12 protein-coding genes are annotated in these 13,762 nt (G+C 57.7%); 4 read left to right on the top strand and 8 right to left on the bottom strand.

What is annotated here, in order from left to right:
- Nucleotides 1–68: 68 nt before the first annotated feature.
- On the top strand, nt 69–2,078 hold the full coding sequence (locus QWI16_RS18575) for a transglycosylase SLT domain-containing protein (RefSeq protein WP_302715551.1): 2,010 nt from the start codon (nt 69–71) through the stop codon (nt 2,076–2,078).
- A gap of 45 nt (nt 2,079–2,123) precedes the next feature.
- On the opposite strand, the gene QWI16_RS18570 is transcribed toward QWI16_RS18575, so the two are convergent.
- Complete coding sequence (locus QWI16_RS18570; protein WP_302715548.1) at nt 2,124–3,077, bottom strand: chemotaxis protein CheV; 954 nt, start codon at nt 3,075–3,077, stop codon at nt 2,124–2,126.
- 184 nt (nt 3,078–3,261) lie between these two features.
- Between QWI16_RS18570 and QWI16_RS18565 the strand changes: the two genes are divergently transcribed.
- Entirely contained in the window at nt 3,262–4,509 is a 1,248-nt protein-coding gene (locus tag QWI16_RS18565; RefSeq protein ID WP_302715545.1) for an EAL and HDOD domain-containing protein, read from the top strand.
- On the opposite strand, the gene QWI16_RS18560 is transcribed toward QWI16_RS18565, so the two are convergent.
- The 6 genes from QWI16_RS18560 to QWI16_RS18535 all read right to left on the bottom strand — a co-directional run bounded on the left by QWI16_RS18560 (nt 4,487) and on the right by QWI16_RS18535 (nt 11,196).
- A complete protein-coding gene (locus QWI16_RS18560) occupies nt 4,487–4,729 on the bottom strand; it encodes a glutaredoxin family protein (RefSeq protein WP_302715542.1) in 243 nt (80 codons plus the stop codon). The two genes, QWI16_RS18565 and QWI16_RS18560, sit on opposite strands and share 23 nt — an antisense overlap.
- A 102-nt stretch (nt 4,730–4,831) precedes the next feature.
- Nucleotides 4,832–5,965, bottom strand: coding sequence for a DUF5610 domain-containing protein (locus QWI16_RS18555; protein ID WP_302715540.1), 1,134 nt, complete (start codon nt 5,963–5,965; stop codon nt 4,832–4,834).
- A 147-nt stretch (nt 5,966–6,112) separates the two neighbouring features.
- A complete protein-coding gene (locus tag QWI16_RS18550) occupies nt 6,113–6,982 on the bottom strand; it encodes an FHA domain-containing protein (RefSeq protein ID WP_302715537.1) in 870 nt (289 codons plus the stop codon).
- A gap of 63 nt (nt 6,983–7,045) precedes the next feature.
- Nucleotides 7,046–7,738 carry a sensor histidine kinase gene (locus QWI16_RS18545; protein ID WP_302715535.1) on the bottom strand — a complete coding sequence of 231 codons (693 nt, stop codon included), beginning with the start codon at nt 7,736–7,738 and terminating at the stop codon, nt 7,046–7,048.
- Between the two features lie 4 nt (nt 7,739–7,742).
- The gene (locus QWI16_RS18540) at nt 7,743–9,383 is read right to left on the bottom strand and encodes a tetratricopeptide repeat-containing response regulator (RefSeq protein WP_302715533.1); all 1,641 of its coding nucleotides are present in this window, start codon (nt 9,381–9,383) and stop codon (nt 7,743–7,745) included.
- A 61-nt stretch (nt 9,384–9,444) separates the two neighbouring features.
- Entirely contained in the window at nt 9,445–11,196 is a 1,752-nt protein-coding gene (locus QWI16_RS18535; protein WP_302715532.1) for a bifunctional diguanylate cyclase/phosphodiesterase, read from the bottom strand.
- A gap of 174 nt (nt 11,197–11,370) precedes the next feature.
- Between QWI16_RS18535 and cmoA the strand changes: the two genes are divergently transcribed.
- A complete protein-coding gene (gene cmoA / locus QWI16_RS18530) occupies nt 11,371–12,102 on the top strand; it encodes a carboxy-S-adenosyl-L-methionine synthase CmoA (RefSeq protein WP_302715531.1) in 732 nt (243 codons plus the stop codon).
- On the top strand, nt 12,099–13,070 hold the full coding sequence (gene cmoB / locus QWI16_RS18525; protein ID WP_302715530.1) for a tRNA 5-methoxyuridine(34)/uridine 5-oxyacetic acid(34) synthase CmoB: 972 nt from the start codon (nt 12,099–12,101) through the stop codon (nt 13,068–13,070). The genes cmoA and cmoB overlap by 4 nt, the downstream gene beginning before the upstream one ends.
- A 26-nt stretch (nt 13,071–13,096) precedes the next feature.
- On the opposite strand, the gene QWI16_RS18520 is transcribed toward cmoB, so the two are convergent.
- The gene (locus tag QWI16_RS18520; protein ID WP_302715527.1) at nt 13,097–13,630 is read right to left on the bottom strand and encodes a flavodoxin; all 534 of its coding nucleotides are present in this window, start codon (nt 13,628–13,630) and stop codon (nt 13,097–13,099) included.
- Between the last annotated feature and the right edge of the window lie 132 nt (nt 13,631–13,762).

Here is a 13,762-nt window from a genome sequence, read left to right as displayed (position 1 = left end):
AGGACGCCACAGCGCCTCACTCTGGCATCTTAACGGTCGTTGATGCAGCCAAGCCAAAGAGGTATCCCATGCGGCTTTTCAACCCTGGACGCCAACCCCGCCCAAGGACTTTCACGCCGGGCGCTCTCACAGGCACCCTCGCACTGGGGCTTGCTCTCGCCTTTTTTTCAGGCTCGGCTGCGGCGGCTGAAAGCCGTGCAGCTCCGAGCGCCATTGCCGACAAGACCGAACAACGCAAACTCTACGGCCAGGCGCAAAAAGCCCTGAGCCAAAGCCACTACGGTGAGTATCGCAAGTTGCTCACGCAGCTTGAACACTACCCGCTCAAGCCCTATTTGGAATACCGCTACATTGTTCGGCGCCTGGCGCAAATGCCGGAGACGGATATTGACCGTTTTTTGCGGGATTACCCCGGCTCCTATCTCGCCGAAAAGCTCGAACGTCAATGGGTCGAAAAGCTCGCCGAGCAGCGGCGCTGGGAAGACGTACTGACCTATTACAACCCGGATAACAGCTCTACCGAGCTCGAGTGCTTTGCCCTGCGTGCAAGGCTGAACACCGGCGACCAGAGCGCGCTCGACGAGGTTGGCGAGCTGTGGAACGTGGATCGCTCGCAGCCCAAAGCCTGTGATCCGCTGTTTGCCGCCTGGATGGACGCTGAACGCCTGACCGACGACATTGCCTGGCAGCGATTTGCCAAGACCATGGAGGCGCGGCAACGCTCTTTGGCGCGCTACATTTCAAAACAAATGTCGCCTGAGGTTCGCGCTCTGGCCGACCTGTATTATGAAGTAGATCGCACCCCGCGGGCCCTGGCAAACATGAGCCGGTTCTCCGGCCAGAGCGACAAGATGCAGCAAATCATTTTACACGGCCTGCAGCGTTTGGCCCTGCGCGATGCCAGCCAAGCCATCGACTTGTGGCACCGCTACGACGCCCAACAATTGTTCGACGACAGCGCCCGCCTCGACACCCAGCGCTACATTGCCGTGCGCCTGCTGCGCCAGGGCTACACCGAACAAACCGAGGCCCTACTCGCCGCCACGCCGGCGCTGAGCTCAGAGGATGTGACCGAGTGGCTGGTACGCGATGCCCTGCGCAAGCAGGACTGGGCGCGAGTCTCCAAGTGGATAGCCCAGCTGCCAGCCGAAGAGCAGAACTCCGAGCGCTGGCGCTACTGGAATGCCCGCGCCCTGGAGCAAACTGCCGGCAGCGATGGCACCGAACAAGCCCTTGAGCTCTATACCGAGGTGGCCAAAACCCGCTCTTTTTATGGCTTTCTCTCGGCCGACCGCTTGCAGCAAGATTACGAGCTGGTGGATAAGCCTGTGGATGTTGCGGCCGATGTCAGCCTGATGGTTTCTGACAATCCCGGTGTGGTGCGCGCAAAAGAGCTGTTTATTATTGGCGAGAACCTCAATGCGCGAAGGGAGTGGTATCACACCACGCGCGATATGAATGAGGCCGAAGTCATGGCTGCCGGCAAGCTGGCCGAAAGCTGGGGTTGGCACAGAAACGGTATTCAGGCCATGATCCAGGCCAGCTACTGGGACGACCTCGAGACCCGTTTCCCGCTCGCCTACCACGAGCAGGTCCAGACCACCGCCAAAGACACGGCCATCGCACCGCATCTGCTGTTTGCGATTGCCCGGCAGGAAAGCGCCTTCACCCCGGATGCCCGCTCCTCAGCAGGCGCCCTGGGGCTAATGCAGCTGCTCCCATCTACGGCGCGCCAAACAGCGAGCCGCTCGGGCATGAGCTTTTCGACCTACGATTTGCTCAAACCCGAAACCAATATCGCGCTGGGCGGGCGCTATCTCGGCCAGCTGTTAAACCAGTTTGATGGCAATCGGATTCTCGCTGCTGCGGCCTACAATGCCGGCCCCAACCGCGTAAAGCAGTGGCTGAATAAAGACAAGAGCGCTCAGCTGCCCTTCGACATTTGGATTGAGACCATTCCCTATCGGGAGACACGCGGCTACGTGCAGAATGTACTGGCCTACTCAGTGATCTACGGCTACCGCCTCGGCGACAAAAAGCCGTTCATCACCAAAGGGGAAGCGGGCAAATCGCTCTAGCAGACTGTTGAAAAACCCCTAGCATGCTAGTCATAGTGCCTGAGGCTATCGGCGAGCGGTTTGCTCCGCCAGATACGCCTCCAGGCGCTTTTGCACCACCCGCGCCAGCTCGTCGGGGGCGAACTTGGACAGAAACGCATCGCAACCCACCTTCTCCACCATGGCGCTGTTAAAGCTGCCGCTCAAAGAGGTGTGCATGATGATGTGCAGATCTTTGAGCGCAGCATCGGCGCGGATTTCAGCTGTCAAACGATAGCCATCCATCTCGGGCATTTCCGCATCAGTAATCAGCATAACAAAATCCTGAGTCACATCTGCGCCACTGGCTGCAAGCGCTTTAAGTTTGCGTAGCGCCTGCAACCCATCCTGCACGGCTACAACGTCTATGCCCAAATCGCGCAGAGTCTCGCGAACCTGATTGACGGCCGTAGGCGAGTCCTCCGCCACCAACGCCTTTAGGCCTCGAGCGCGGGCCTGATCAGCCAGACTGACATTGAGAACCTGCTCGGAAACCCTTGTGTTGTAGGGGATGATATCGGCGAGTACTCGCTCGACATCCAGAATTTCGACAATGTCGTCGTCCTGATGGGTAATGGCTGTGAGGTAGTGCGCCCTGCCCGCCCCTTTGGGTGGCGGTAAGATCGCTTCCCAGTTGAGATTCACAATGCGATCCACTGAGCCGATCAGAAAGGCCTGCACCGAGCGGTTGTACTCGGCGACTATCAGGTTGGACTCTGCGTCCTTGGGTGTGGGGCCGACGCCTATAGCGCGCCCGAGATCAATCACCGGCACGGTTTTGCCGCGCAAATGGGCCACACCGCAGACGTGCGGATGACTGTGGGGTACTGGACGCAGGGCAGGCAATTTGACAACTTCCTGCACCTTGAAGACATTGATGGCGAAACGCTGCTCTCCGCGCAGCTTGAAGATAAGCAGCTCAAGACGATTCTCACCCACCAAATTGGTGCGCTGATCAACGCTGTCGAGAATACGAGACATAATCACCCCACAAAATCACTGTGCCGGGCCCTTGCGCCCCGCCCTCTAAGAATACATCACCCGGGCGAGCAGGGCGACGAAGGTAAAAGAAAATTTTCCCGCCAAGAGGCAATTTATCCTACAATCAGAGAACCAAGCTCCGGCAAGAACAGTGCTGGTGAGATAACATACTTTGAGCGCGGGAATGTCTGACGAGTATCCACTGCTGGCGCGCCAGCCTATTTTTAATCGCGACATGGCAGTAGTGGCCTACGAGCTGCTCTATCGCACCGATGGCGATAACCGGGCCAAAGTGACCGACGGCAATATTGCCAGCTCTCAGGTTTTGCTCAACACCTTTACCGAGCTATCCATTGAGAAAGTCGTGGGTGAACACAAGGCGTTTGTGAATTTTACCGGCGCCCTGATGGAGGCCAACCTGCCCTTTGACACCTCGCAACTGGTGATCGAAGTGTTGGAGGGCGAATATGTGGATGCACGACTTCTGCATCGGCTGAAATCCCTGCGGGAACAGGGTTTTGCCATAGCCCTCGACGACTTTGAATGGACAGCTCAGTCCGAACAGCTTTTGCCCTACGCCGATATCGTCAAACTCGATGTGTTGGCACTCAACACCCAGCAGCTAAACGAGCATATTCACAAGTTAAAACATCTGGGACTACAGGTACTCGCCGAAAAAATCGAAACCTTTGACATGCTGGAGCACTGCCGCGAGCTGGGGTGCGACCTGTTTCAAGGCTATTTTCTCGAAAAGCCTAAAGTCCTGACAGGGCAACGACTAAGTGAAAGCAAGCAAGCCGTTCTGCAGCTACTGGCCAAACTCAACGACCGGGAAGTGGTGTTTAGCGAAGTGGAAGACGTCATCTCCCGCGACCCAGTGTTGAGCTACAAACTCCTGCGCCTGGTTAACTCCGCCGCTTTTGGCCTGCCGCGAACCATCGAGTCGCTGCGCCAGGCACTGACCCTGTTGGGTTTGAAAATCATCAAAAACTGGATTGGCTTGCTCGCCATGGCCAAACTCGGTGACAAGCCCGCCGAGCTCTCCGTCAAAGCGCTCACCCGCGCCAAACTGTGTGAGCTTATGGCCGCACACACGCGGCCTGCCAACCAGTGCGACTCTTTCTTTACCGTGGGCCTGCTCTCCATGCTCGATGCCTTTATGGACGCACCTCTGGAGAAGGTCCTTAACGGCATTCAGTTAAGCGACTCGTTAATGGCCGCCCTGTTGCGCTTTGAAGGAGAAGAGGGAAAGTTTTTGCAGGCGGCGATCGCCTATGATCACGGTGACTGGAACGCTATCGACTGGACGTTTCTGGCACAACAGAACATCGACCCGGGCGTCCTCTCGTCACTGTATTTAACAACACTCGAGTGGGTCGACGATACTCAGCACGCTATTCGCGCCGAGATCAGCACTCTACCCGGTCGCTGAGCAAGCTGAGCACCTGCTCGGCCGTGAAGGGCCAGCCCAACTCCTCACCCGCAGGGGTTTTTAGTAGAGGTATACGCAATCCATAGCGCTCTATCATCCTGTCATCACAAGCAATATCAAATTCGACCAGGCGCACCGGCTCAGGCAACTCGGCAATCATGGCCTTCGCCTGTTCACACAGGTGGCAGCCTGCAGTGGTATAAAAGGTAAGCTGTAGCATTGGGACTCCGCCGACCATCGCCTCGAAAAGGCTAATATCGCAAGCCTACCATTTTACCGCACCTTCTGGGATGCCCAGCAAGCACCTCTCAATGGCTAGAACCTAGGCGCCGGTATCCGGAGCAGCGGGGTTAGCTTCAGGTTCGTCAGTAGCAGCGCCCGAGACCAGCGGTGTCTCAAGCAAACGGCTGACAAAGTCGACAAATCGCCGGCCGTCACTGTTGCCCGGGCGCTGATCATCGGCGTACATGGCCTCAATCATCGACTGCAGCAGGCTGTTCGGTTCGGCGAACTGACTGGCCGTTGCCAGAGAGTCCTGCAGATCCCGAATAAAATGGCCCACAGGCGCCAGGCTACCTGCCAAGTCCTGAGCGCCGGTCTCGGGCCGGTAAGCCACGCTGGCTCGCTGTATTTCCACCCGAGTGAGGTTCAGGGCAAAACCGCTGATCTGCTCTTTGTCATAACCGAGTGACAAGGCGTTGTTGAACGCCGTCTCCAGATCGCCGGTGAAAAATTCGTCGGCGAGCTGATTCACCTGCCCCAGCAGGGAGTCCAGAGCAGCGCGCTCCTCGTCGTTGATGTCGCCCTCGACCGAGATCCGGTATTCACTGCTCGACACCGACGCCTGGGCAAAGCCAGCGCCGCTGTCATTCTGATACCAGGAAGCACTGTCGCCGCGACTGGAGGCCGCCTCGATGGTTATCACATCACCCTCGCGGGTGCGAACTTCAAAGTTAAAGCTCTGGGCAGAAGCGTACTCGTAGCGCGCATTGATGGCAGAGCCGGGCGGCGGGGCGGACCATACGGGCTCGTCGCTTTGCGAGAGACCAAATTTGCCAGCCAAATCTTCCACGCCACCGGTCACCAAGTCATAGGTTTTGCCGATGTCTTTCGCCACAGCAGGGCTCAGCTGCCCGAGGGCTTCCAGTTGCTCTTTGGCTTCGTTAAAACCCTTTTTAAAACCAGCGAGTCCCGCCTCCAGCCGCGACTGCAAAGCGGCCTTATCGGCGCCGGCCGCGAGATCGCGCTCCAGCTGCCGCTCGATAAAACCGAGAATATTGCCCGCCGCCTGCTCGGCGGTCAGAGGCTTAAAGCCCGCCGGCTTCTCAGCGCCACCGGGCATATTGGCCTCAGCTCGCTGCTGCAGCAACTCCTGCGGCTTAATGGACACGGGATTACCCTGACTGCGCAGCGCAGAGTGGACGGATGTCAGATCGGTAAGGGTTTTGCCAAGCATAGCGGGCCTCGGGGTTGCATCGCTTTCCCTGGGGTTAACGGCCGCTTGCGGCAAAACTTAACGGTTTTGATAGACAATTGAGACCTAAGCCGCAAAATACCTCAGGCGCAAGTCGTATAAGGGGCCGCGAGGTGGCCTTGGGGGCGATCAACCCCGGGTGAGATAGAGCGCAGCCACCACGATCACCGTCAGGACCACCAGCACCGCCAAGCCGGCCGTGCCATAGCGCGGTTTGTCTGCTGCCGGCTCCGGCTGTGACGCGGCCGGCTTAACCGGATCGCCGCCGGCCACCGGTGAAGATTTGGGCGCAGTGCGTGGGCGGGTCGGGGCCGCCGGCTTGGCGGCCTTATCCAACGGGCGTATGGTGGTTTTGGCCATGTCGTCGGCCGGGCCAATGACGCCAAAGCTCAAGGTATCAAATCGCAGCTCGTCACCTCGTTTTACCCTTGCCTCGGTAATCTGCTTACCGTTGAGAAAGGTGCCATTTGCCGAGCCCAGATCGCGCACGTAGAGCACGCCTTCAATCACTGTAAGCTGCGCGTGACGGCGCGATAAGTGAGCCGCCGCTAATGAGATGTCGCAGTCGCTGGAGCGGCCGACGACATTGCTGGGCTTGAGCGGATAAACCCGATTGCCCAGGGCGGTATGATTGGCTTTCAGGGCCCAGCCGGTCGCCTTCGGGGTACGGGGGTTGGTTTGCTGACGTTCGGCAGGCGCCTGAGCGGAGTCGTCTTTAGGATCGATGATTTCCAGCTCGACTCCGGAGAGGGAAATAACGTCGGTGGGTTTAAGTACTCTTCGATCGGTGATTTCTTCGCCGTTGACCTCGACCGCAGAGCCGGGCACCAGGTTAACCAGTTCAAGGTTTTCGTGCTCCACCTCGATGGTCAGGTGTTTATCCGCCACATTGGGCGCGCTGACCACCAGCTCGTTGGCCCGATCCCGACCGATACTGACACTGGGCTCTACCAGCCATACCGCGCTGTACTTTTTATTCTTGAAGCGGATTTTCAGCATTGACCGGTTCCCTATCTGCCCGCGTTAATCAGTCCTTGATAATGCAACAGAGATAGCCAGTTTTCAAGGCAGGATCACGCGAATTTCGCCGCCCGGCAACACCCCCTGGTTGGCCAGCTCAATCCGCCCGACCTGTTCACCACGGCGGTGCAAACGCGCGATCTCACCGGCAAACAGCAATCCGAGATTGGTGTTGCCCTGACTGAAAGAAACACTGTTCGATGTCGCCATGGGCTCTTTGAGCATAAAGTCGGGGTAACCCCTGCCGTCATCCGCGATCACCAGATGCAGCTCATCGTTCACGATGGCAGCGGCAATCTTGATGCGCGACTTGCAATAGCGGGCAGCATTGACCAGCAAGTTATTCACCACACTGCCCAGGAGTTCAGCATCGAGATACCAACACACATCCTCCGGGCAATCCACCTCGACATCAATCGAACGGGAGCGAAAAAGAATGTCGTTGCGCGCGAGTTGCTCGTTAATGATTTCATCAAGGTAGTGCTCGTCGATCTGCACCAGCATGCGCTTATTCTCCATGCGATAGAGCGCCAGAAGCTGGATCAGCTCGCCGTTAATCCTGGCCGCCTCATACCCAAGCACGGCCAGCTGGTCGCGCTGCTGCGGATCTTGCGGACTCAGGCTCGCCGAAATTTGCTCCAGCGTCTGCATGAGCATGCCGACAGAGTTTTTCATATCGTGAACACTCGAAGCCAGCACAAAGGAAAAATCAACCGGTAAATGTTGTTCTGTCATAGTGTCACTGTCCGTCGCTGGAAAATTGATGGGCAAGCTCGGCCAGCTTGGCTTTTAATTGCGCATAGCGAGACGCTTGCGCATGCCCGACCGGCACGCGCTGCTCGAGCCGATCGCGGGTCGCCAGGGCCTTATCCAGTTGTTCGGCACCGCCCTGCTCCGCCTCCAATGAACCGAGTAGTGCCTGCAACAAATTCAGCTCGATACCGACATGCTTGGGAAACTCCGCCGCAGCCTGGGTAAAACAGGCAACGGCGCCTGTAAAATCAGCGGAATCGTAACAGGCAATCCCCTTTTTGTTGATGTCGGCCACCCGCTTGCGGTTCTTATCGCTGACCGGAGATTCAAGTACGCGGTCAATGCTCTCGAGCGCCTGTTGATCGCCTTTGAATTCATCCAACAGGGCTTTGATCAACTCATCGCGTTGCTCACGCTCCCCCATCGCATCGCAGGCGCTGACCCAATCGATGCGCGCCTCAAGCGCGGCGGTCTGGCCCTCAGTGCGCTCGCGCAGATCCCCGAGCAGGCTCTTTGCACCAGCCACATCGCCCGTGGCCGCTTTAAAGGCACAGGCCGCCGAGTGCAACAACAGGCGATTATCAAAGCCACCGCCAAAGCGATTTTCAAACTCGCCAAGCACACGCATCACATCGCGTGCGTAGGCCTTGCCCTGCTCAGGGTCGCGGCGGCTCAGCTCCGAGCAGGCGCGCACAAATTGCAAATGCACTTGCGGCGTGTCGTAGCAGGAGTGCTCACCGAGTTTAACGCTGCTCTTGTAAGCCTGAGTTGCCACCGCCATATCTTGATTGCGAAAGGCAAGCGCACCGAGGTTTTGCTGACGGATCACCGACAGTGGCGAAATATCCACCGCTTTTTCCAAGGTTTTCTGCTGAGCGGCAAAATCACCTCTCTCTAGCTGGATACTGGCCAGTAAATCGTAGGCTGGCATGCACATATCGCTAACACCAAGCGCCTGCTCAACCCATTGCTGCGCAGCCATCCAGTCATTCTGGCCTTTCTTAGCGGCTGCTAGGCCCACTTGAGCCCAGTCCAGCTCACGCGAGTCTAACACTTGCCGGTACAGTCCCTCCGCTGCCACATAGTTGCCGCTGGATAACAACAGCTGACCCAACAGCTTTTGACAGTGAGACCGGTAGCGGCTGTTGCTATCAATCAGGCCGCGGCAACGATCAATTGCCGCATTGATATTGTCCTCGTCCAGAGCGTCATAGATGGGTTTCATTTCCGCTCGCTGGCGGAACAGCCGCTCCAGACGCTGCTGCAGTGTCATGGCGGTTATAGGCTTGGTCAGGTAGGCATCGGGTTCATAGTCATAGGCGGCCATAACAATATTTTTACTGGATTCGGCCGAAATAAGCACAAAAAGCGCGCTGTTCTTTAGCAACTTTTCATGGCGCAACTGCTCAAGCACTTGCTGCCCACTTTTGCCGTGGCCCAGGTTGTAATCGCACAGCACCAAGTCATAGAAAGCGGCGCGGCATTTACGCAGGGCGTCGCTGCCACTCGATGCGGTGTCCACCTGCTCGGCACCAAACTCCTGCAGCATGCGCATCACGGTCATTCGGAAGTTGTCAAAATCATCGACAACCAGCACCCGGGTTTTGGCAAATCCCGATGGGCTCATAGGCTCGTCTCGTCTTTGGGTTGCCCCAAGCATAGCCTAAGTGTGGGAGGCTGGAAACCAGCTAGGCCGTCTCGGGAGAGCGCCGACGCGAGACAAACAACTGCTGCCCTCCAAGCGCCTTGGCACGGTGCTTGGCATCGGCCAGCAGCATAGCGACTTGATGGTGGGTAAAGCACTGCTCAGGATCCGGATGAACACAGCCGATGGCGATGGTGAGCGGACCGAACCGGCGCCGCTGGCCGTGACGGTCTTCAATCCAATAGTCGAGCTGTTCGGGAGGCATTTGGGTCTCGACAGACTGGGAGAAACGCTCAAGCAACTGTTCGCAGCGCGCCTGCCAGTCGCGACTTTTAAAGACCACGACAAAATCATCGCCGCCCACGTGACCGATAAAATCCAACTCCGGGTCCACCACCTGACGCAGCAACTGCCCCAACAAAATGATCACGTCATCGCCACAACTGTACCCAAAGGCATCGTTAAAAGGCTTGAAATGATTGATGTCGCAATAGGCTACGATAAAATCCGCACGCTGACAGAGCAACCGGTCAATCCACTCATAGAGAGGTACATTGCCCGGCAAGGCCGTTAACGGGTTGGAGTGTCGGGCCGCGCGGAGTTTTTCATCGGCAATGCTGCGCAGGATATTGCGCACTTTGGCCACACCCACGTAGCGATCCCGCTCACAGACGATAATATCAACGCTCAAATTCTGCGCCGGATCCTCAGTGACCAGTCGTCCCGCAGAATTAAGATCGCTGTTGATGTCCATCATCAGTGTGCGCGCACTGATAAAGCCGGAAATCGGCTTGTTGGCGTGCAATTCGTAGGAGTAGCGCCAGGAAAAGGTATTGAGCAGCTCCGAGCGGCTGATCATACCCAGAGGTTTTTGATCTTCGGTCACGACTGGCAAGCAGGTGAGGCGCACGTCCGAGCGGAACATTTTTACCACTTCGCCTGCACTGATCTCGGGAGTAATGCCGCGCTCGGTCACGGTCACTTCGCGCAATGTGTGATGAAAAGTGTCTCGAGACAGCGGCATGGCCGTTGCCCGCGCTTCATTGACGTGCTCGGGCATTTGCAAGGTCGGCTCCCTTGAGGGCCTGGCAATGTAGTAGCCCTGCATGTACTCAATACCCATGGACACCAAGGTTTTGAACTCGTCGGCGGTTTCTATGCCTTCGGCAATGACTTTGTTACCGATGCGGTGGGCGATGTCCATCATAAAACGCACAAACTCGCGCTTTACCGCACTGCGCTCAATGCCACTGACAAAGTGGCGGTCGATCTTGACGTAATCAGGATTGAGTTCGCTCCAGATACGCAGACCGGCGTAACCGGCTCCGAGATCGTCAATAGCCACAGCAAAGCCCTGACGCTGGAAGTGCTCGCAGGCACTGCTCAGCAGCTCGTATTCCTCCATGGGTTGTTTCTCGGTCAGCTCAAACACTACGCGCTCGGGGTCGAGCTTCAGCCGCCTGAGTATTGCCATGGTGACCCCATCGCGATACTGACTGTCGGTAAAGGACAGAGGCGTCATGTTCAAAAACAACTTGCCCGGCAGCTGTTGCGCCATAAAACTCAGGCAGGCGGCCTCGCGGCAGGCGTACTCCAGACGCGCCAGTTGCCCGGCACCGGCGGCCGCGGCAAACAGCTGATCCGGCCGCTCCAGCCCCGACCCTGAGGGCCCACGAATCAACGCCTCATAGCCTACAATCGTGCAGTTGATGACGTTGATGACCGGCTGAAAGACGGCGTACAGCTGCTGCTTGTCGATGATATCTTGCAAGTGACTCTGGAGGTGCTGCACCACAGCGTCCTCCCTTGAAATGGGCATATGTAAAGCGGGTGAAGACTGCATGGCGGAATTATCCGCAGGAAGTGTGACATCTCTGTGACAGAAATAAAGCGCTCAACCAAGCCGGCATTGAGTGGTGAGGATTAGGCCGCTAAAATGCCGGGGCCCTTTACCCAGCAGAATTTCAGCATGAGCGACTCGCGCGACAACCTCTACGCCAACCCCCTCGCCCAGGTGGACCGCTTTAGCTTTGATCAGCGGGTCGTGGATGTTTTTCCCGATATGATCAAGCGATCAGTGCCCGGTTACCCGACGATCCTCAACATGATCGGGACCTTGGCTGAGCGCTACGCCGCCGCCGACTCCCAGTGCTACGACCTGGGCTGCTCCCTGGGGGCGGCAACCCTGGCCATGCGCCACCGCATTCGCGCGGCCAACTGCCGGATTGTGGCAGTGGACAACTCCCCGGCAATGATCGCCCGGGCCCGACAAATTATGGATGCCGACAGCCAGGAGGTTCCCGTCGAATTGGTGCAGGCCCGGCTGCAGGATATGGAGATCGCCAGAGCTTCACTGGTGGTACTCAACTTTACCCTGCAATTTGTCCCTATCGAGGAGCGGGACCTGCTGCTCAAGCGCATTGCCGAAGGACTGAACCCGGGTGGTGTTTTGATTCTGTCCGAGAAGGTCGCTTTTGCCGACGCCCCCCACCAGGCGCTGATGACCGAGCTGCATCACGAATTTAAGCGCGCCAATGGCTACAGTGAGCTCGAAATCGCGCAAAAACGCACCGCCATCGACAACGTGCTTATCCCCGAGTCACTGGAGCAGCATCGAAACCGCCTAAAGGCAGCGGGTTTCGCCAGTGTGGACGTTTGGTTTCAGTGTCTCAACTTTGCCTCGATGATCGCCATTAAATGATTGATTACCAACCGCTGTACGACTTCTTGCGTGACAACCCAAAGCTTGCCGACTGGGCCGACCAACTGCCGATGGAGATTGCCCGCGGCCTGTCGACCACCCGCTACGGTGACCTGCCCGACTGGTTGGATGCGCTCCACGCGCTGCCCGATATCGCCCCCGAGCGACTGGAATTAGGCACCGAGGTGCGCGTCGACAGCGACATTGACGAACCCACGTGCGCGCGACTCAAAGCAGCACTCGAACGCCTGATCCCCTGGCGCAAGGGGCCCTATTATCTGCACGGGATTCACATCGACACGGAGTGGCGCTCTGATTGGAAATGGGAGAGGCTGCGCGATGCCATAGCGCCGCTGCACCGTCGCCTGGTGCTGGATGTAGGCTGCGGCAACGGTTACCACGGCTGGCGCATGCTGGGCGATGGCGCCGCCCGGGTGGTCGGCATAGACCCGTCACCGCGTTTTGTTGTCCAGTTTGCCGCTATCAAAAAAATGCTGGGTGAACAGCCGATCGATGTGCTGCCACTGGGCATTGAGCAGCTGCCCGCTGAGCTCAAAGCCTTCGACACCACTTTTTCCATGGGGGTTTTCTATCACCGGCGATCCCCCATGGATCACTTGCGCGAGCTCAAAGACACCCTGCGCCCCGGCGGACAGCTAGTGCTGGAAACCCTGATTATCGAAGGAGAGGATGGCCAGGTGCTGGTGCCCTCGGGGCGCTACGCCATGATGAACAACGTGTGGTTTTTACCGAGTGCCCCCACCCTGCTCGGCTGGATGCGAAAGTGTGGGCTGGTCAACCCCCGGGGAGTGGATATCTGCCCCACCACCATTGAAGAACAGCGCACCACCGACTGGATGCGCTACCACTCGCTGGCCAACTTTCTCGACCCGAGCGATCCGGGCAAAACCATTGAGGGTTACCCCGGCCCCATCAGAGCCGTGTTTGTCGCCGAAGTGCCCTATTGACCCGGCGAGTACCGCTGCCCGCTGAATCAATCACCAAGAGACAGTGGGGTATCCAGGCCGAACTCGCGATGAATCTGCTCACACCAGCGATCCAGCCGCTCGGCGGTCAAATGCTCCTGCTGATCCTCATCAATAGCCAGGCCAACAAACTCGCCGTCGCGCTCGGCCTTGGAGGCCTCGAACTCATAGCCCTCCAAGGGCCAGTAGCCGATGCGCTGCGGGCCAGTGGCGTCGATCACATCGTGCAACATGCCCATGGCATCGAGAAAATAGTCGCCGTAGCCGAACTGATCGCCCAAGCCAAATAGCGCTACCGTCTTACCGGAGAAGTCCACCTCCGCCAGATCGTCCCAAAACTCTTCCCAATCCGACTGTATCTGGCCAAAATCCCAGGTGGGAATACCGAGAATAATACGCTCGTACTGGGTAAACTCCAGTTGCGTGACATCGGCTATATCGTGCAACTGAACCACGTCCGCGCCGAGACGTTTTTGAATACGCAGGGCGACCTGTTCGGTATTGCCCTCGTCACTGCCAAAAAAAAGCCCGATAATGGCCACTGCAAACTTACCTTTAGGGTTGATGGGTGCGATCTCAGGTCGCGGATTTTCCCAGCAAAGACCAAGACACGCAAGGGCAGCGAGACGCGGCCCGCCAGGTTAAGAAAGGTTAACCGCCGAACGCGGGCAATG

It is taken from the genome of Gilvimarinus algae, from assembly GCF_030518215.1.
Lineage (GTDB): Bacteria > Pseudomonadota > Gammaproteobacteria > Pseudomonadales > Cellvibrionaceae > Gilvimarinus > Gilvimarinus algae.
The sequence above is the reverse complement of the archived record's forward strand: the minus strand, read 5'-3'. Positions and strand labels throughout refer to the sequence as shown.